Genomic DNA, 18,742 nt, shown 5'->3' with positions numbered 1-18,742 from the left:
GTCAGTCCTCCGGGTGCAGGACGCGGTGCAGGAACATCCGCGTGCGCTCCTGCTGCGGATCGCCGATCACCTGGGACGACGGCCCGTCCTCGACGACCACGCCGCCGTCCATGAACACCACCCGGTCGGCCACCTGGCGGGCGAAGCCCATCTCGTGGGTGACCACCAGCATCGTCATGCCCTCCTCCGCCAGCTTGCGCATGACGGTGAGCACGTCGCCGACCAGCTCGGGGTCGAGCGCCGAGGTGGGCTCGTCGAAGAGCATCAGGTCGGGGCTCATGGCCAGCGCCCTGGCGATGGCGACCCGCTGCTGCTGGCCGCCGGAGAGCTGGCTCGGGAGGGCGTCGCACTTGGCGCCGACGCCCACCTTGTCCAGGTTCTCCCGGGCGATGACCTCGGCCTCCTTCTTGCCCCGCTTGAGCACCCGCCGCTGGGCGATCATCACGTTCTCCAGCGCGGTCATGTGCGGGAACAGGTTGAACTGCTGGAAGACCATGCCGATGCGGCGGCGTACGGCGTCGATGTCCACGTCGGGGTCGGTCACCTCGACGCCCTCCACGAACACTTTGCCCCTGGTCGGCGTCTCCAGCAGGTTCACGCAGCGCAGCAGCGTGGACTTGCCCGAGCCGGAGGGCCCGATCACGCAGACCACCTGGCCGGTGTCCACGGTCATGTCGATGCCCTTGAGCACCTCGTTCTGGCCGAAGTACTTGTGCAGGTCGCGCAGTTCGATGGCGTGCGTCATCGCGTCCTCCCCTTACGTCCCTCCAGCCGGGACGCGAGGTAGCCCAGCGGGATGGTGACGATCAGGTACGTCAGTCCCGCGATCATGATGGGCGTCGCGTTCGCATACTGGGAGGCCAGGTCGTTGCCGAACTTGGCCAGCTCGACGTACTCGCTGGACACGCCGAGGAACAACACCAGCGACGAGTCCTTGAGCAGCGCGACGAACTGGTTGGTGGTGGGCGGGATGACCATGCGGATGGCCTGCGGGATCACCACGGTGACCTGGGAGCGGAAGGCCGACATGCCGAGCGACCTCGCGGCTTCGATCTGCCCCTTCGGCACGGCCTGCAGGCCCGCGCGGAAGACCTCGGCCTGGTAGGCCGCGCCGATCACGCCGAGACCGAGCGCGACCTGCCCATACGTGCCGAACGGCACCACGAACCCGGGCAGCGCCAGCGGCAGGAACGTGATCAGGATGAAGATCAGCAGTGCCGGCAGGCCCCGGAAGATCTCGATGTAGAGGATCGCGATCCACCGGTAGGGACCCACCGACGACAGCCGCATGAGCGCCAGCACCAGGCCCGCCACGAAGGCGAGCACGAACCCGGTGACTGCGTAGATGATCGTGTTGCGCAGCGCGATGGTGAACAGCTCCGGCAGGGCCTGGCGCGCGACCTCGCCCTTGGCGAAGTTCTGGGCGAGGCTGCCCCAGTCGGCGTAGAGGACGACGCCGACCAGCGCGAGGACCAGGACGGCGTACTGGATGCCCCGGCTGATCTGCTGCTTCTTGCGGGGGCTGAGCCTGGCGCGAGCAGGCTCAGCCGTCTTGGGCTGCTCGGCCATGGATCAGCTGCCCAGCTCGCCGGGCTTCTTGCCGAACCACTTCACGTAGATCTTCTCGTAGGTGCCGTCCTGCTTGGCCTTGGCGATCTCCTCGTTGATCGTCTTGAGCAGGGTCGGGTCGGCGTTCTTCTTCAGGCCGATGCCGTACTGCTCGCCGGTGTCGAGGCTGGCGATCAGCTCGAACTTCTCGGCGATGTCGGACTTCTTCAGCCAGGTGAGCACGACCGGCAGGTCCTGGACGACGACGTCGGCCTGGCCCGCCTGCAGGGCGAGCAGCTCCTTGGCGGAGTCGGCGTACTCGGTGGGGTCGAAGCCCTGCTTCTTGACGTAGTCGAGGCCGGTGGTGCTGGCCTGCGCGCCCAGCTTGAGACCCTTGGCCTTGACGTCCTCGAGCGACTTGGCGCCGGTGCCCTTCTTGGCCAGCAGCGCCTGCGTGGCGTCGAAGTAGGGCTCGGAGAAGTCGATGTTCTGCTGCCGCTCGGGGGTGATGGTCATGCCGGCGGCGGCGACGTCGCACTTGCCCGCGGCCATCGCGGCGCCGCTCTTGATGACGGCAAAGTCGATGTCGACGATGTTCTGCTCGACGCCGAGCTTCTTCGCGGCCAGGTCGACGATGTCCACGTCGAAGCCGACGACCTTGCCGCTGTCGTCCTTGAACTGGAACGGCTCGTACGGGATGTTCGTGCAGACGGTGAGCTTGCCGGGCTGCACCAGCTTGACGCCGGCGGCCGCGCCGGTGGCGCTCGCGCTGGTGGTGCCGGAGCTCGAGCCGCTCTCGCCGCCGCACGCGGACAGCGCGAGGGCGGCGGTCAGGGCGAGCGCGCCGGCGGCGTAGCCGCGGCGGCCCTTGGGGCTGAGGGCCATGTACGGCCTCCTCGAGAAGTGAAATGCCATGACGTGCGTTTTGTGCAGTTTAAATGGGGTTTTGTGCGTATCTGTCATCGGACGTTTAACGATGCGTCAACGGAACGGCGTCAGAGCCGACACCAGGCCGGATGGAGACGGCCTTGAGAGTCCTGTGAGCGCGGTGACTCCGCGGCAACGGCATCGATCACCATCTCACCATGTGGCACTATGGGGACACGGGTGACCCCCGAACCCCCTCAACGAGACGATCGGCGAGGGGACTCTGGCAGCTACCGAAGCCAGCCCGCTCGCGCTCGTCCGCCGAAGGTTTCTCCGCTACCAATCACTACAGGGGTCGCTGTGGCTGCCACGCCCGCTTCTGATTCCACCGCACTCGACGCCGATCCTGCCTTCGCCCTGCATCGCGGCGGCAAGATCGAGATCCGCTCCACCGTGCCCGTCCGCGACGCGGACGACCTGTCGCTCGCCTACACGCCGGGAGTCGCCAGGGTCTGCTCCGGCATCGCCGACGATCCCGCGCTCGCCGCCGACTACACGTGGGTCTCCCGCGTGGTCGCGGTGATCTCCGACGGCACCGCCGTGCTCGGCCTCGGCGACATCGGCCCGTCGGCCGCCATGCCGGTCATGGAGGGCAAGGCGCTGCTGTTCAAGGAGTTCGCGAACGTCGACGCCGTCCCGCTCTGCCTCGACTGCACCGACGTCGACGCCTTGGTCGAGACCGTCACCAGGCTCGCGCCCTCGTTCGGCGGCATCAACCTCGAGGACATCAGCGCCCCCCGCTGCTTCGAGGTCGAGCAGCGGCTGCGCGACGCGCTCGACATCCCCGTCTTCCACGACGACCAGCACGGCACCGCCATCGTCGTGCTGGCCGCGCTGAAGAACGCCGCCCGCCTGACCGGCCGCACGCTGGGCGACCTGCGCGCCGTCGTGGCCGGAGCCGGCGCGTCCGGCGTCGCCGTCACCCGCATCCTGCTGGAGGCGGGCATCGGCGACATCGCGGTCGCCGACTCCAAGGGCCTCATCTACGACGGCCGCGACGGGCTCAACCCGGTCAAGCAGGCGCTCGCCCGCGACACCAACAAGGCGGGGCACACCGGCTCGACGGAGGAGGCGCTGGCGGGCGCCGACGTGTTCGTGGGGCTGTCGGGCTCGACGGTCTCCGAGGAGGCCATCGCGTCCATGGCGCCGGGCTCCATCGTCTTCGCGCTGTCCAACCCGACACCCGAGGTGCACCCCGACGTGGCCGCCAGGCACGCCACGGTGGTCGCCACCGGCCGCTCCGACTTCCCCAACCAGATCAACAACGTGCTCGCCTTCCCCGGCGTCTTCCGCGGCGCGCTCGACGTGCGGGCCGGATCGATCACCGAGAACATGAAGGTGGCCGCCGCCGACGCGCTGGCCGGGGTCGTGGGCGACGACCTGTCGGCGGCGTACGTCATCCCCAGCCCCTTCGACGAGCGGGTGGCGCCGGCCGTCATCGCCGCGGTGGCCGCGCAGGCCAGGGCCGACGGCGTCGCACGCCTCTGACTCCGCACAGGGGCGGGTGCGGGCCTTCCGGCCCGCGCCCGCCCCTTTCGCACTCCTCGACGCGCCGATTACCCCACCGTTTCGCGGGTAGGTGAAGTCGCCGTCCAGGAGCAGGGTCGCCGGCACGACCTGGCGCGAGACCGGCGGTGGGGTGGGATGGAGTTGGGGTGACCTTTGGGAACCGTCAAAAATCCTTTACTCAAGGTGCTATAACAGTAGCTCTCTGTAAGGATGTGGGCGCCGACTCCTGTGACGAGGAGAGCGATGGAACGCGAGCCGAACCGACTGCTGCAGCAGCTCATCGCAGAGGCGGGCTTCTCCCACAAGGGACTGGCCAGGCGCCTCAATGATCTCGGAGCCGCCCGTGGCACCCCGGGCCTCAAGTACGACCACAGCTCCGTGCTGCGCTGGATCGGCGGTCAACGGCCGCGCGACCCGGTTCCCAGCCTGCTCGGCGAGATCTTCGCGCTGCGGCTGGGCAGGCCGGTCACCTCTGAGGACCTCGGCATGCCGGCCACCATCACACCCCTCGATCTCGGGCAGGAGTTCACGCACACGTGGCAGGAGGGGGTCGCGACCGTGACGGCACTGTGGCGGGCCGATGTAGAGAGACGGAGGTTCCTGATCGACTCGACGTTCGCGATAGGAGCCGGCTCCGTTGGAGCCGTACGCTGGCTGACGTCCCCGCAGGAGGGACGCATGAGCGGCATGGGGACGCGGCGGATAGGCCGCGCCGACATCGCCGCGATCCACGAGGTCACCCGTTCGTTCAGTGAGCTCGACAACCGGTTCGGCAGCGGCAGGGTCCGCTCGTCCGTGATCAAATACCTCGACACCGCCGTCTCCCCGTTGCTCAAGGACGGCGCCTACGACGAGGCCACCGGCCGCAAGCTGGCCTCCGCGGCCGCGGAGCTGACCAGGCTGGCCGGCTGGATGGCCTACGACATGGAGCAGCACGGTCTCGCCCAGCGCTACCTCATCCAGGCCCTGCGCCTGGCCAGGGGCGCCGACGACCAGACCCTGGGCGGCGAGATCCTGGCCGGGATGGCTCACCAGGCCATCTACATGGGCCAGCCGGCACACGCGCTCGACCTCGCCAGGGCCTCCCAGCTGGCGGCGCGCAAGGCCGGCGTGCAGACGCTCCTCGCCTCCGCCCACGTCCTCGAGGCGCACGCGCACGCCGGGCTGGGTGACGCCCGGTCCTGCGGCGCCTCGCTCAACGAGGCGGAGCGCGCCTTCGAGACCCGCAGGCCCGCCGACGAGCCCACCTGGCTCGGCTACTTCGACGAGGCCTATCTGTCCGCCAAGTTCGCCCACTGCTTCCGTGACCTCGGTGAGGGCGAGCGGGTCGTCCGCCAGGCGCGGCGGTCCCTCGACATGGACGGCCGTTACGTACGGGGGCGGATGTTCAACCTGTCGCTGCTGGCGGCGGGGCTGCTCCAGTGCGGCGAGCTGGAGGAGGCGTGCTCGGCCGCCGGCGGCGCGCTGGCGCTGGCGGGTGAGCTGCAGTCGGCGCGGTCCCGGTCGTACGCGGCCGACCTGCGGCGGCGGCTCGAACCGTACAAGAACGAGCGGCCGGTGATGGTGCTGCGGGAGCGCACCCGCGAGCTCACGGCCGTATGAACCTGCCGTATGAACGCGCGAACGGCCCGCACCCCGGCGAAACGCCGGGGTGCGGGCCGTCGGTGGCTGGTGCTTACGTCAGCAGCTCGCCCTTGGGGGTCACGATGGCCCCGGTGTCCTTGAAGCTGGCCTTGTTGTAGACGTCGGCGACCTCGCCGTCGAAGATGGCCGAGCTGATGTGGTCGATCCGGTCGTTGCCGTCGTTGTCGGCGAACACGCTGGTCACGCCGTTGACGTAGCCGGTGCGCTTGCTGTTGTTGTACTTGATGAGCCAGGGGCCGCCGTCGGCGCCGCCGGTCATCGAGCACTTCAGCATCTGGTGCGTCTCGACCTTGAACGTGTTGACCTGCACGGACTTGGTGTAGGTCTTGCCGGAGCACCACTTGGGCGTCACACCGGAGTACGGCTTGTTGCCGTCGGGGTGCGGGGCGCTCGGGTAGCCGAAGGCCGTCACGCTCTGGCCCAGCGGCTGGTTCCAGGCCACGCCCTGGCCGCCGACCACGTCGCCGAGCGCGCCGAGGTCCTTGGCGATGCCGACCATCCACTGCGCCTGGTAGTACTTACGGCCGCTGTCGGGCTTGACCCACTTCTGCGTGTAGTAGTGGGTGATGGTGTAGTTGCCGACCTTGTCCTTGCCCTTGGTGCCGAGGCCCTTGTACGCCTGGTACTGGTTGGCCGTCACCTGCTCCACGATCGGCTCGCCGAACTTGAAGCCCTGGCCCCTGCCCTCGCCGGCACGGTCGTAGGTCGCCTTGCTGACCTCGACCCGCTCGAGCGCGGCGTCCGGGTGGTCAGGACCGACCAGCGACGGCGTCCCGTGACCCTGCGACCAGCACTCGCCCAGGTTGAGCTTGCACTTGACGAACTCCTGCGCGGTGATCTCGCGCGGCTTCATCCACTTGTCGCCGAGCCACTCGTTGAACTCCTTGCGGGAGACCGCCCGCTCGGGAGCCAGGGCGAAGCCGTTGTGGACCGCGACGAAGGCAAAGTCGCCGTCGTAGTCGTCGTAGGTGTCGAGATCGTAGGCGGTGAAGGCGTACGCGCCGACGTACACGCCCCAGGGGGCCTTGCCCTGGTAGTAGCCGGGGACGAAGACCCACTTGTCGAACACGTCGTCCTTGCCGTGCTCGAACACGCAGTGACCGGCGGTGGCGACGAGGTTGCGGTTCCTCGACTGGATGGAGGTGGCGGAGCACCAGCGGTACCGGCCCTGCTCGTCAAGGAAGAAGACCTTGCCGATCGTCTTGGGCAGGTTGACGTTCTTGCTGGTGGTGGCCTTGCTGGTGGTCGTCGGGCCGGTCATGCCCGGCTTGCCGTCCGGCACGGTCTTGCTCTGCGCGGAGACGAGCTTCGGGACGTCCTTGGTGTCCAGGGTGTACTGCGTCGCCTTGCGGAGCGCGGCTCCGTTGGCGTCCAGCCAGAAGAAGGCGTCGCCGTACGCGTCGGCCGCCTTCGGCGTGAGGTTCTCGGAAGCCCAGCTCGGCTGGGCTGAGGCGGGTGCGGCGAGTACTGCGGCGCTGAGGCCGGCGCTTACAAGGGGGATGAGCAGGCGCTTCAACGGGGGCTCCACTGTTGTCAAAAAGGGTGTAAAGACCCTATCGACCCACCAGTCACTCTGGTAAGGGATATTCCCAAATTGGGCCGAAAAAGGCCGAAGGGCCCGGCTGGCTGCCGAGCCCTTCGGTTCCTAGCTGCTGGACAGGAACAAATCGCTGTCCACGAAGCCGCGTCTTACTACGGGACGAGCTTGCCGGACCACGAGGCCGCAGCGGCCTTGTAGACGACGTTGGTCTCACCGTCGAAGTAAGGCGTGGTGATCGTGTCGTAGCGGTTGTTCTTGTCGGTGTCGGCGATGAGGCTGGTGACACCGTTGACGTAGCCGAGACGCTTGGCGTTGCTGTACTTGTACAGCCACGGGCCACCGTCGTAGCCGGCGGTCACGGCGCACTTGAAGGACTGCTGCTCCTCGACCTTGCGGGACGGGATCTGCAGGGCCTTGTGCGAGGTCTTGCCGTAGCACCACTTCGGCGTGACACCCGTGTAGGGCTTGTTGCCGTCGGGGTGCGCGCCCTGCGGGTAACCGAACGTCCGGACGTACTTCCCGGACGGCTGGTTCCACGCGAAGCCCTGGCCACCGACGTTGTCACCCAGACGGCCGCCGCTCTTGAGGCCGCTGACCACGGTGTAGAAGTCCTTGCGGACCCAGCCCTTGTCCTCGCCCTTCTTCACCCACAGCTGGGTGTAGTAGTGCGTGATGGTGCTGTTGCCCGCGCGGTCCAGCTTGACGGTGCCGGGGAACTCCGCGTTCGGCTTGGCCTCCGTGCCAGGCTTCCAGCCCTGACCCTTGAGGTACTCAAGCGCCTGGTTGTAGGTAACCTGCTCAACCTCGGGCTCACCGTACTTGCGGCCCTGGCCCTGGCCGGAGCGGGCGCGGAAGTACTCGCGCGCGGTGACCTCGTGCTTGGTCACCTCGGCGCCCGGGTAGTTGGGGCCGACAGCCTCGTCGGGGGTACCACCCTTGAAGTAGTAGACGTCCTTGTTGTGCGGGTCGAGGCGCTTGCGAGCCTCTTCCCGGCTAACCGGGACCTCCTTGACGAACTTCTCGCCGCGGTACTTGCGGTACTCGTCCCAGTACACCTTCTTGGGCTCCTTGGCGGAACCGGCGAGGGCGTCGTAGACGGTGACGAAGGCGTAGTCGCGGTCGAAGTCCTCGTACACCTCGAAGTCGTAGTGGGTGAAGGCCTGCTTACCCACGTACAGACCCCACGGAGCCTTGCCCTGGTAGTAACCGGGGACGAACACCCAGCGGGAGACGACTTCCTTGTTCGAGACCACGTCGTAGACGCAGTGCCCGGCCGTGGCGACCAGGTTGCGGTACTGCGACTGGATCGAGGTGCCGGAGCACCAGTACAGCTTGCCGTCGTGGCCCTCGAAGAACACCTTGCCGATGGTCTTCGGCAGGTTGACGTTCTGGACCTTGGCGGTGGTCTTCTTCTCCTCGCCGATGGGCTGCGTGGAGCCCGGCTTGGTGTCAGAGGTATAGCCGCCACCGGTCACGGTCTTCTTGACCTCGAGCGCGTCGGGGCTGAAGGCCGTGGCGCCCTTGAGCGCCGCGTTGTTCGACTTGGTCCAGAACTCGACGACTTCCTGGGCCTGGGCCGCGGTCTTCGCCAGGTCGGCGTTGGCCACGGTGTTGTCGGCCTGAGCGGTGCCGGCCAGGCCGGCAGCCAGGAGACCAGTGGCCAGAACGGCGCCACCGGCCGGGAGGAGGATGCGCTTCACGGTAACTCCTTGCGCTGTCGTGGAACGCCTCTTGCGTCCCATGCGTCAGTAAAGGGATGGCAGGAACATACAGTGTCGATCTTGAGGTCCGGTAGCCGCTTTGGAAGGAAAAGAGGCGACTCGTCGGGCGTGATCGATCTGTGATGTTTAAGAGGCGTTGGCGCAGAAGCTCGGAAGAAGGCGATCTCTCTTCCATTTGCCCTGATCAACATAAAGACGGTGTCAGTGGGGCGCCCGGGGAGCGAGGCGTTGCGTCGTTCCGGCCGGCGTTGACCATGTGACGCACATCACATTGGGTTGATGGCACCGTATCGGGCTCCCGTGCGTCCAAAGCGCTTCACATCCGGGGACGGAACGCAGAAGGGCCCGGCAGATGCCGGGCCCTTCGCGTGTAACAGGTCTACGAACGGTTCAGGACCGGTCGCCGGCTGTTACGTCAGACAACCTTGCCGGACCACGAGGCCGCAGCGGCCTTGTAGACGGTGTTGGTCTCGCCGTCGAAGTACGGCGACGAGATGTAGTCAACGCGGCCGTTGCCGTCCTGGTCGTTGAAGGTGCTGGTGACACCGTTCACGTAGCCGAGACGCTTGGCGTTGCTGTAGTTGTACAGCCACGGACCACCGTCGGCGCCCTCGGTCATGGCGCACTTGAGGGCGACGTGCTCCTCGATCTTCTTGGCAGCCGAACCGACCAGCTTCTTGGTGGTCTTGCCGTAGCACCACTTCGGAGTAATGCCGGTGTAGTTCTTGTTGCCGTCGGGGTGCGCAGCGGCCGGGTAGCCGAACACGCGGATGGCCTTGCCCGTGGGCTGGTTCCACGCGAAGCCCTGACCGCCGACGTTGTCACCGAGCCGACCCGCGTCCAGGGACTTGTGGTCGATGATGTAGAAGACGGTCTTGTAGAACTTCGTGTCCGAGCCCGGCTTGTACCACTGCTGCACGAAGAAGTGCGTGATGGTCCAGTTGCCGCGACGGTCGCGCTCGACCTTGGCCGGGTACTTGAAGGAGTTCCGACGCTGCTTGGCCTTGTAGGCAGCGGCCTCGTTGGCGGTCACGTTCTCGGTGACGGGCTCACCGAACTTGCGGCCGTTGCCCTTGCCGATGCCGGCGCGGTTGTAACGACCCTCGGAGACCTCGACCTTGCCGACGGTGGCACCAGGGAAGTCGGGGCCCGTCGCCTCGGGGGCGGAGCCACGCTTGACCCAGTAGGACTCGGTCGACGTGGGGTCAACCGAACCCTTCAGGTACTCTTCCTTGCTGATCTCGACGTCCTTGGAGTCCTTCAGGCCCGTGTACTTGTCCCACTCGGCCTTGGAGACGTTCTTGCTGGACTCGGAACCGTCGACCTTGACACCGTTGTAAACGGTGACGAACGCGTAGTCGCGGTCGTAGTCCTCGTAGACGTCGAAGTCGTAGTGGGTGAAGGCCTGCTTACCCACGTAGATGCCCCAAGGAGCCTTGCCCTGGTAGTAACCGGGGACGAAGACCCACTTGTCCATCACGTCAGCGTTGGCGCCGGTGTCGTAGACGCAGTGCCCGGCCGTGGCGACCAGGTTGCGGTACTGCGACTGGATCGAGGTGGCGGAGCACCACTTCTTCTCGCCCTTGCCGTTGACGAAGAAGACCTTGCCGATGGTCTTCGGCATGTTGACGTTCTGCACCTTGGCGGCGGTCTTCTTCTCCTCGCCGATCGGCGCGGTGGAGCCCGGCTTGGTGTCCGTGGTGGAGCCGCCCTTGCTCTGCAGCTTGGCGACGTCGCTCTTCTCCCAGACGTTGGACTCGGTGGCGGCCTTGAGGGCGGCACCGTTGTTCTCGGCCCAGAAGGAGGCGATCGCGTTCGCGTTGGCCGCAGAGGTCGCCAGGTTGTCCTTGGCGACGTCAGACGCGGCGGAGGCCGTACCGGCGAGGCCGGCGGCCAGCAGACCGGTGGCGGCGATAACGCCACCGGCGGGGATGAGGATGCGCTTCAAGGGAACTGCTCCTTGCTCTGTCGTGGGTCGCAATTTGCGTCCCATGCGTCAGTAAAGGGATAGCAAGGAACATAGCGTGGTGATCTCCGCAGGTGAAACCCGGTTGGGAAGATCCGGTAGTCACCCTTACCGCCGTGACCTTTCCGTTACCAGTCAGAGATCTTCGCGCGGCGTGACGGGGAGATCACGTTTTTGCAGGGTACGCGTGGGGTGATGCTCTTGGTACGGAAGTTTCGTTAGTGCCCCGATACTCTCGGTGATCGGCTGATCGTGACTCAGATCACAGGAACCGAATTGGAGCCTCAGCCCGTCTAAGCTCACCCTCGCTCCCAGGTGATCTTCAGCTTCGGTCTATTGACCTCTCAGGAAGGCCGTCCGCGCGGGGTTTCTGGACGCGTTCCCGGCACGTTCCCGACAGGTTCCGGAAAGGTTCCGGACATGCGAAGACCTCCGTGCCGTTGGCCGGCCGGAGGTCTTCTGAGGGCGCCAGGGGCCTTGCTGGGCCCGTAAACAAGACGAGGGCCTCGGAGACCGAGGCCCTCGCTTCCCCTGGTAGGGCTTACTTGTACAGCTCGCCGTTCGGGCCGACGATCTTGCCCGACCACACGTTCTTGGCCGCGTTGTAGACCGAGGCCGTCTCGCCGTCGAAGTACGGCGAGGTGATGTAGTCGATGCGGTCGTTGCCGTCCTGGTCGGCGAAGGTGCTGGTGACGCCGTTGACGTAACCGGTGCGCTTGCCGTTGCTGTAGTTCAGCAGCCACGGGCCGCCGTCGTAGCCCGGGGTCACCGCGCACTTGAGGCCGACGTGCTCCTCGATCTTCAGCCAGGAGGCGCCGAGCTTCTTGCCGGTCGTCTTGCCGTAGCAGTGCTTCGGCGTCACGCCGCTGTACGGCCGGTCGCCGTCGGGGTGCGGCGCGGCCGGGTAGCCGAACGTGCGGACCGGCTTGCCCGTGGGCTGGTTCCACGCGAAGCCCTGGCCGCCGACGTTGTCACCGAGCCGGCCCGCGTCCTTGACCACCAGGAGGTGGTAGCGGCCGCCCCAGGAGCGCTTGGGGCCGGTGAAGCGCTGGTAGTCGCGCTTGCTCACCGGCTTGACGCGCTGGAGGGTGATGCCGTTGTAGACGGTGACGAACGCGTAGTCGCGGTCGTAGTCCTCGTAGACGTCGAAGTCGTAGTGGGTGAAGGCCTGCTTGCCCACGTAGATGCCCCAAGGAGCCTTGCCCTGGTAGTAGCCGGGGACGAAGACCCACTTGTCGAGCGTGTCCTTGTTGCTGTCGGTGTCGTACACGCAGTGGCCGGCCGTGGCGACCAGGTTGCGGTAGTTCGACTGGATCGAGGTGGCCGAGCACCAGCGGAACTTGCCGTGCGCGTCGACGAAAAAGACCTTGCCGACGGTCTTGGGCAGGTTCACGTTCTGGCCGCCGGCTGCCTTCGTGCCTCCGGTGGGCGCGGTCGTGCCGGGCCGGCCGTCAGGGGTGTAGCCGCCCTTGGAGACGACCTTCCTGACTTCCTTCGAGTCCCACGTGTACTGGGTCGCCGATCGGAGCGCGGCACCGTTGGAGGCGAGCCAGAAAGAGGCGATGGAGACCGCGGCCGAGGAGTTGCGGGCCATCGGGTCGTGGGCGACACGCGCGGCGGCCTGCGATGTCCCGGTCAGGCCGGTGGCGAGCAGACCGGTGGCCAGGACGGCGCCGCCGGCGGGCAGGAGGATTCGCTTCAACGTAACTCCAGGTTGCGCTGGCGAGGAGGCGCCTCGTGGCCCTCCTGAACTCAGCAAATGGACAGCCCGGAACCTACAGCTTTGATCCTCTTCCTGGGAATTTGCTGTAGATCATCCCCATGGTCTCCAAGCGCGCCGTGATCGTCTCGTGACAGAGAAGCTGCTGGACGTCTGAGGGTGCCGATCGGTTTCTATGATCTACGTCACATTTGCCGGCGTGGTCAGCCCGGCCGCGTGCCGGTAGACCTCCCCGGTGGTGGTGTCGAAGTAAGGGGACGACACCGCGTCATAGCCGCCCTTGGCGTCTCTGTTCCAGGTCAGGCTGTTGACGCCGTTGAGGCTGCCGAGCCGGCGCGTGTCGTCGTAGCCGATCACCCACGGGCCGCCGCTGGCGCCCGGGCTGAAGTCGCACGGCGCCAGCTCCACGCCCTTCTGCAGGTCACGGCTGGGTGCGACGGTGAAGCGCGTCGTGCGCTCCCTGCACTTCATCAGCTTCTTGCCGTTGAACGGGGTCGAGCCGTCGGGCTGCACGCCCGCCGGGTAGCCGAAGGCGGCCGAGGCGTACGTGCCCGGCTTCTTGTTCAGTGCGATGCCGAGCCCGCCCACGTTGTCCTGGAGCCGGCCGACGTCCTGCATGACGTAGCCGCCGTCCTTGGCCGTCCAGGTGAAGCCCCGGTGCACGGTGACGAACGCGTAGTCGAAGTCGTAGTCGGCCCGGCCCGACCAGTCCTCGTGCAGGCTGATCGACGAGCCCACGTAGATGCCGTACGGCGTCTCGCCGCTGGGACCGGGGTTGGGGACGAAGATCCAGTAGTCGGCGGGCTTGGCCTGGCGGGAGTCGTACGCGCAGTGTCCCGCCGTGGCGACGACGCTGCGGTTCCTGGCAGCGACCGAGCTGGCCGAGCACCAGTACTCCTTGTCGCCGAACCGGAAGAAGACCTTGCCCATGGTGGCGGCGGCACCGCCCTTGCGCGGCGGCACGGCGTTGACGCTCTGCGCGGCGATCGAGCGCTTGACCGCCGCCACGGGGGCGGCGGAGGCGGTGGTGGTCGCGGCGGCGTTCTCCGAGGTGCCCGGCGTCGCCGGGTTGAAGCTGTCGGCCTTCTTCAGGCGGTCGGGCTTCCAGTACTCGGCGACCCGCTGGACGTCGGCGGCGGTCTTGGCCAGCGGGACGGCGTAGACCTTGCTCGCCGGGGCGGCATGGGCGATCCCCGTGAAGGTGGACAGGGTCAGCGCAGGCAGCATCAGCAGCGCGCTGCTGAGGGCAGCGGCCGCGAGGTGCCTGGCTCGGGGGATCATCAATTGCCTTTCTCGGGTCGTAAGGGTGGATTTTTCCAGAAGTGTTGACTGTATTGCAGCTCGGATAGAGATTCGTTACCTGATCAAGAGTGCGCCGTGAGGTATAAGGACTCCGTCAGGCATACGCGTAAATGATCATTAACTTGCCGTGTTGCCGCAGGTCGGGGGCGGGTTCGGCGCACCTGGAATTGTGCGTGGCACGGCGGGGGCGCGGGTGCTCGGCGCGATCGCATTTGGGCATGGCCGGAGGCCCCGGAACCAGGGGAACCGGGGCCCGGGTGCCGTTCGATCACCGCGGCATGTTGCCGGTCCAGCGGTTGGCCGCGGCCTTGTAGACCTTGTAGGTGTCGCCGTTGAAGTACGGCGAGGAGATGTGGTCGTAGCGGTCGTTGCCGTCGGTGTCCCACGCGACGCTGTTGACGCCGACGAGGTAACCCGTGCGTGACGCGCTCTTGTAGTTGTAGAGGAGCGGGCCGCCGCTCGCGCCGGCCGTGAACGAGCACTTGACGCCGATGTGCTCCTGGAGGTTGTACTTCCTGGCCTCCGGCATCGCCTTGGTCTTGCCGTAGCACCACTTCATCGTGCGCCCGGTGAACGGCTTGTCGCCGTCGGGGTGCTCACCCGCGGGGTAGCCGAAGGAGAACACGTTCAGCTTGGTGCTCCTGTTCCAGGTGAAGCCCTGACCGCCGACGTTGTCGCCGAGCCTGCCGACGTTCTTGACCGTCCACCGCCACCGGTTGCCGGACTTCTCCCAGTTGACCTTGATGCCGTTGTAGACGTTGACGAACGCGTAGTCGTAGTCGTAGTCCTCCTTCACCACGAAGTCGTCGTGCGCGTTGAAGGTCTTGGCGGCGTAGATGCCGTAGGGGGCCTTGCCGGTCCAGGCGGTGTCGCCGTCCCAGTACGACGGGATGAAGACCCAGTTGTCGTAGAAGGTGTTCTTCTTCGTGTCGTACACGCAGTGGGCCGAGGTCGCCACGAGGTTGCGGTACTTGCCCTGCACGGAGCTGGCCGAGCAGTAGCGCCAGTTCTTCGGGTTGCGGGGGTCGGTCTTCGGCAGGGTGAAGAACACCCGGCCGACGGTGTTGGGCAGGTTGACCTGCTTGCTCTTCTTGGTCTTGCCGCTCTTCTCCGCGCCGATCGGCGGGACGGAGCCGGGCGGGCCGTCGGGGGTGTCGTTGCTGCCCTTGACGCCCCTGGTGGAGACGTCGAGGCCGTCGTCGTAGTCGGTGGCTCGCTTGACGCGGTCGGGGGTCCAGAACTGGACGGCCTGCTCGGCGGGGGTGGCCGCGTTCCTGGAGATGACGTCGGAGCGTGCCGTCGTGCCTGTCGCGGTGCCGGCTGCGGCGCTGTTGACCGTCCCCGCCGTCAGCCCGATGGCCATCAGGCCGGCCAGGGGGATCGCGACGCGCCTTGCTCGGGAAAACATGGAGCTCCTCTCGGCTTTCGGCGGCCCAGAGCGGGGTACTGCGCCCCGGTGGGCCAGGAAAACGTTCGAAACGTTAATGAATGGCGCTCCCGGGTCGCCATAAAGCGACGAGAAAAAGCATGGGACGGTTCCGTTCCGTTACCTGAATGGCGAAGTCGCAGGTATTACCTCTGAGCATCTTCGCTGGTCGGAGCCGTGTTTTATTGTCCTGAGCATCAGTGGTAACCGTTATTATCACGGGCCACTCGACGCACGGTGCTTATCAACAGAGCGATGTTCTGGTTAGCTGTGTTCATGGATCCACGCACCCCCTGTCTCATCGGCATCGCGCAACGCACCATTCGCGAACAGCCCGGCCCAGAACCGCTCGATCTGTGGGAGTCGGTCGCGCGCGAGGCCGCCGACGACGCGCGGCTGCCTCTTTCGCGGCTCGGCTCGCTCCAGGTCGTCTGGACCGACTCCTGGCAGTACGACTCGCCCGTCGGCCGGCTCGCGGAGCGGCTGGGGGCCGCGCCACGCCATCGCGCGTACTCGGCCGTCGGCGGCACGGCGCCGCAGCTGCTCATCGGGGCGGCGGCGGCCGGGATCGCGGCGGGCGAGTTCGACAGCGCGCTCGTGGCCGGGGCCGAGGCGCTGGCGACGCGGCGGGCGTACAGGAAGGCGGGGGAGCACGTGCCGTGGAGCCACCCGGCCGACCCCAAGCCGCCATACGGGTGGGAGCGCCCGCCGCACCCGTCCGCGCTGGCGCACGGGCTGTTCCTGCCCGTGCACACCTACCCGATCATGGAGACCGCCCGGCGGGCCCGCCTCGGGGTGACGATCGAGGAGGAGGTGCGCGAACGGGCTCTGATGATGGCGCCGATGACCGAGGTCGCTGCCGCCAACCCCCATGCGTGGCGGCGGGCCGTGCGCACCCCCGACGAGCTGGCCGCCGACCCGCGGTACGTCGGCTGGCCGTACACGCGCTCCACCGTGGCCGTGCTGGAGGTCGACCAGGCGGCGGCCGTCGTGCTCGCCGCCACCGCGCTCGCCGACCGGCTGGGGGTGCCCGCCGAGCAGCGGGTGTACCTGCGGGGGTGGGCGTACGCGGAGGACACCTGGGAGGTGGCCGCGCGGCCCTCGCTGGGCTCGTCGCCCGCCGCCGGCGCCGCCGCCCGCGCCGCCTTCGACCGCGCCGGGCTCGGGCTCGGCGACATGGACGCGCTCGACGTCTACAGCTGCTTCGCGGTCGCGCTCCGGCAGGCGTGCGACGCGTTCGGGCTCGACCCCTTTGATCGGCGGGGGCTCACCGTCACGGGCGGGCTGCCGTACGCTGGCGGGCCCGCCAGCGACTACGTGCTGCACTCGACGGCCACCATGGCCGGCCTGCTGCGCGCCCAGTCGGGGCACGGGCTGGTGACCGGGGTCGGGATGCACCTGACCAAGCACAGCTGCGCGGTGTGGTCGAGCGAGCCAGGCGGGCGGGTGGGGGACCCCGCCCCCGTTCACGTCGGCAAGGAGGTGCCCCTGGTTTCCGCCTGCTCGGGGACCGGGACGGTGGCCGGGTACACGGTGGCGCACGGGCGGGACGGGGGGTTCGAGAAGGGGTTCGTCGTGGTGGAGGTGCCGGGCTCTGGGCGGGCTTATGCGGTGGTGGTGGAGGAGGAGCTGCTGGCCGAGGCCGAGTCGCGGGAACTGGTCGGGCAGGAGGTGCGGGTGGTCACGGACGGCAAGGTCAATGTGGCCTCGTGGTGACGTGAAGTGAGCGCAAAGCTGTGACGATGTGACTACTATCTGTTCTTGACATTTTTATGTCACCGGCCCACGCTGGAGCCATGCGGAGGACAACAGTGCGCATCGACGAAGCGCTCCTCAACGAGGCGAAGGCATACGCGGCCAGAAACGGACGAAGTCTCACCTCAGTGATGGAGGACGCCTTGCGCCAACTGCTCAACCGCTCCACGGAGGCGGCCGAACGGCCCCGCGTGGAGCTCGTCATGTCAACGGCTCCGGCCGGGTTCCAGCCCTGGGTTCAGGAGCGGCTCGACGCCGGCGAGAAGCTGGAGCACATCGTCTACGACCTCGACGACGAGGAGCGGATCCTCAAGGAGGCGCGCGATGCTGCTCGCTGACACCAACGTCCTCGTCAACGCCTTCCGGCCCGAGTCGGCCGACCACAAGCTCTGCCACGCCTTCCTCGAGGAGATGGTCAACGGCGAGTCCGCCTACGCCGTGAGCGACTTCGTCGTCAACGGCTTCATCCGCATCGTCACCCATTCGCGCATCTACAAGGAGCCCGATCCGCTGGAAAGCGCCCTGGCCTTCGCCGAGGCCTATCGCGACCGGCCGCAGGCGACGGTGATCAGCGCCGCCGGCCGACACTGGGAGATCTTCACCCGGCTCAGTCGCCAGGCCGGGGCCATGGGCAACCTCATCCCCGACGCCTATCTCGCCGCGCTCGCCATCGAGCACGGTTGTGAATTTGTGACCTGCGATACCGACTTCGCCCGGTTCGAGGGGTTGCGCTGGCGGTCGCCGCTCAACTGAACTGAGGACAAAGGGCGCAAGCCAGCACTACTCGGCTAGGAACTTCGGTGGCTGACCGGTTCGACGTCATCGAGGCAGGAGGGCGCGGCCGCCGCCGGTGGGTCGGAGTGACGGTGGTGGTGGCGCTGGTGGTCATCTGTGCCGTCAACCTGCTCAACCGGCGCGAGCCCGCCCCCATGACCGACGCCGAGGGGCCGACGCCCGCGCCGGTCCGGTCCCTCACCAGGGTGCAGAGCGAGCCCAACATCCTCACCGCGCCCGCCACCCGCAAGGGCGGCGACCGGGTGCTGCGGCTCGTGTTCCCCGACGGCGCCCGGGGTGAGGTGCGCTATCCGGCTGAGCTGGGGCTCGCTGAGATGGGGTCGCGGCCGTTCTGGGGCGGGTGGGTCGACGGGCGGTTCCGGCAGTTCGTCGCTCCCTACCTCGGTGAGGTCGAGATCACCCGGGGCGGGCAGCCCATCAGGAACTTCACCTCCAACGTCACCCTCTGGCCGCGCCAGGCCGGTGGCGGGTCCTACGGGCAGGTGCTGCTGTTCGCGTTCGGGCCGTGGCGGCTGGCCGTCTATGACCGGGGGCCGGGGCTGACGTTCGAGCAGCGGATGACGCTGGCCCGCCAGATGAAGGGCCGGGTGACCAAGGACGGCTACCTCGTGCTGTCGGCCGGCAAGGACGTCCGGCTGGCCCCGCCCGGCACGGTCGTGCGGGGCTATCCCGCGGGGCCGCAACTGTGGTTCGGCGGCGGGATGGGCGAGCTGGTGGCACTCGTCCCGACGCCCGACTGCGCGTCCAAGGCCAAGATGCCGGCGGTCACCGACGGCCGCGGGCGGCGCGGCGAGATGGTCTGCCGCGGCGACGTCCTGGTAGCGGTCACCGGCCCACCCGAGTTCCGCCGCGCCGTCCTCAACGACCTCCGCATCACCCTCCGCTGACC

Annotated in this window: 15 protein-coding genes; 6 read left to right on the top strand and 9 right to left on the bottom strand. The window is 67.5% G+C overall.

Going from position 1 to position 18,742, the window contains the following annotated elements; all coding sequences use genetic code 11:
* Window position 1: 1 nt before the first annotated feature.
* The 3 genes from AB0K12_RS19465 to AB0K12_RS19455 are packed head-to-tail and all read right to left on the bottom strand — an operon-like array spanning window position 2 to window position 2,433.
* The gene (locus tag AB0K12_RS19465) at window positions 2-745 is read right to left on the bottom strand and encodes an amino acid ABC transporter ATP-binding protein (protein WP_364562587.1); all 744 of its coding nucleotides are present in this window, start codon (window positions 743-745) and stop codon (window positions 2-4) included.
* Window positions 742-1,569: an amino acid ABC transporter permease gene (locus tag AB0K12_RS19460; protein ID WP_364562584.1), complete on the bottom strand. Its 828-nt coding sequence runs from the start codon at window positions 1,567-1,569 to the stop codon at window positions 742-744. The genes AB0K12_RS19465 and AB0K12_RS19460 overlap by 4 nt, the downstream gene beginning before the upstream one ends.
* Window positions 1,570-1,572: 3 nt before the next feature.
* Window positions 1,573-2,433 (bottom strand): ABC transporter substrate-binding protein, encoded by an 861-nt coding sequence (locus AB0K12_RS19455; protein ID WP_345389547.1) that lies wholly within the window; start codon window positions 2,431-2,433, stop codon window positions 1,573-1,575.
* 342 nt (window positions 2,434-2,775) lie between these two features.
* On the opposite strand from AB0K12_RS19455, the gene AB0K12_RS19450 reads away from it, so the two are divergent.
* Together AB0K12_RS19450 and AB0K12_RS19445 are read left to right on the top strand one after the other, a co-directional pair.
* Window positions 2,776-3,963, top strand: a complete 1,188-nt coding sequence (locus AB0K12_RS19450) for an NADP-dependent malic enzyme (RefSeq protein ID WP_364562579.1) — start codon at window positions 2,776-2,778, stop codon at window positions 3,961-3,963.
* A gap of 264 nt (window positions 3,964-4,227) precedes the next feature.
* The gene (locus tag AB0K12_RS19445; protein WP_364562576.1) at window positions 4,228-5,586 is read left to right on the top strand and encodes a hypothetical protein; all 1,359 of its coding nucleotides are present in this window, start codon (window positions 4,228-4,230) and stop codon (window positions 5,584-5,586) included.
* A gap of 73 nt (window positions 5,587-5,659) precedes the next feature.
* Here AB0K12_RS19445 and AB0K12_RS19440 read toward each other — a convergent pair whose 3' ends face one another.
* The 6 genes from AB0K12_RS19440 to AB0K12_RS19415 all read right to left on the bottom strand — a co-directional run bounded on the left by AB0K12_RS19440 (window position 5,660) and on the right by AB0K12_RS19415 (window position 15,285).
* Window positions 5,660-7,144: a hypothetical protein gene (locus tag AB0K12_RS19440; protein ID WP_364562573.1), complete on the bottom strand. Its 1,485-nt coding sequence runs from the start codon at window positions 7,142-7,144 to the stop codon at window positions 5,660-5,662.
* A gap of 176 nt (window positions 7,145-7,320) precedes the next feature.
* Complete coding sequence (locus tag AB0K12_RS19435; RefSeq protein ID WP_364376766.1) at window positions 7,321-8,868, bottom strand: hypothetical protein; 1,548 nt, start codon at window positions 8,866-8,868, stop codon at window positions 7,321-7,323.
* A 436-nt stretch (window positions 8,869-9,304) separates the two neighbouring features.
* A complete protein-coding gene (locus AB0K12_RS19430) occupies window positions 9,305-10,837 on the bottom strand; it encodes a hypothetical protein (RefSeq protein WP_364562569.1) in 1,533 nt (510 codons plus the stop codon).
* 559 nt (window positions 10,838-11,396) lie between these two features.
* Window positions 11,397-12,557: a hypothetical protein gene (locus AB0K12_RS19425; RefSeq protein ID WP_364562567.1), complete on the bottom strand. Its 1,161-nt coding sequence runs from the start codon at window positions 12,555-12,557 to the stop codon at window positions 11,397-11,399.
* 198 nt (window positions 12,558-12,755) lie between these two features.
* A complete protein-coding gene (locus AB0K12_RS19420; RefSeq protein ID WP_364562564.1) occupies window positions 12,756-13,859 on the bottom strand; it encodes a hypothetical protein in 1,104 nt (367 codons plus the stop codon).
* Between the two features lie 286 nt (window positions 13,860-14,145).
* Window positions 14,146-15,285 carry a trypsin-like peptidase domain-containing protein gene (locus tag AB0K12_RS19415; protein ID WP_364562561.1) on the bottom strand — a complete coding sequence of 380 codons (1,140 nt, stop codon included), beginning with the start codon at window positions 15,283-15,285 and terminating at the stop codon, window positions 14,146-14,148.
* A 294-nt stretch (window positions 15,286-15,579) separates the two neighbouring features.
* On the opposite strand from AB0K12_RS19415, the gene AB0K12_RS19410 reads away from it, so the two are divergent.
* The 4 genes from AB0K12_RS19410 (at window position 15,580) to AB0K12_RS19395 (ending at window position 18,740) form a co-directional block, all read left to right on the top strand.
* A complete protein-coding gene (locus AB0K12_RS19410) occupies window positions 15,580-17,019 on the top strand; it encodes an acetyl-CoA synthetase (RefSeq protein WP_364562559.1) in 1,440 nt (479 codons plus the stop codon).
* A 95-nt stretch (window positions 17,020-17,114) separates the two neighbouring features.
* Window positions 17,115-17,396: a DUF6364 family protein gene (locus tag AB0K12_RS19405; RefSeq protein ID WP_364562556.1), complete on the top strand. Its 282-nt coding sequence runs from the start codon at window positions 17,115-17,117 to the stop codon at window positions 17,394-17,396.
* Window positions 17,383-17,811, top strand: coding sequence for a type II toxin-antitoxin system VapC family toxin (locus AB0K12_RS19400; protein WP_364562553.1), 429 nt, complete (start codon window positions 17,383-17,385; stop codon window positions 17,809-17,811). The genes AB0K12_RS19405 and AB0K12_RS19400 overlap by 14 nt, the downstream gene beginning before the upstream one ends.
* A gap of 47 nt (window positions 17,812-17,858) precedes the next feature.
* Window positions 17,859-18,740: a hypothetical protein gene (locus AB0K12_RS19395; protein WP_364562550.1), complete on the top strand. Its 882-nt coding sequence runs from the start codon at window positions 17,859-17,861 to the stop codon at window positions 18,738-18,740.
* Window positions 18,741-18,742: the final 2 nt, after the last annotated feature.

The sequence above is a fragment of the Nonomuraea sp. NPDC049419 genome, assembly GCF_040676995.1.
GTDB classification, from domain to species: Bacteria; Actinomycetota; Actinomycetes; order Streptosporangiales; family Streptosporangiaceae; genus Nonomuraea; species Nonomuraea salmonea.
Note: the sequence above shows the minus strand (reverse complement) of the source record. Positions and strands in the feature narration are given on the sequence as shown.

What these genes read in the sequence shown, in the direction of transcription:
- AB0K12_RS19460 (WP_364562584.1), bottom strand. Translation starts at nt 1,569, where the DNA reads ATGGCCGAGCAGCCCAAGACGGCTGAGCCTGCTCGCGCCAGGCTCAGC.
- AB0K12_RS19410 (WP_364562559.1), top strand. Translation starts at nt 15,580, where the DNA reads ATGGATCCACGCACCCCCTGTCTCATCGGCATCGCGCAACGCACCATT.
- AB0K12_RS19400 (WP_364562553.1), top strand. Translation starts at nt 17,383, where the DNA reads ATGCTGCTCGCTGACACCAACGTCCTCGTCAACGCCTTCCGGCCCGAG.
- AB0K12_RS19445 (WP_364562576.1), top strand. Translation starts at nt 4,228, where the DNA reads ATGGAACGCGAGCCGAACCGACTGCTGCAGCAGCTCATCGCAGAGGCG.
- AB0K12_RS19415 (WP_364562561.1), bottom strand. Translation starts at nt 15,285, where the DNA reads ATGTTTTCCCGAGCAAGGCGCGTCGCGATCCCCCTGGCCGGCCTGATG.
- AB0K12_RS19455 (WP_345389547.1), bottom strand. Translation starts at nt 2,433, where the DNA reads ATGGCCCTCAGCCCCAAGGGCCGCCGCGGCTACGCCGCCGGCGCGCTC.
- AB0K12_RS19465 (WP_364562587.1), bottom strand. Translation starts at nt 745, where the DNA reads ATGACGCACGCCATCGAACTGCGCGACCTGCACAAGTACTTCGGCCAG.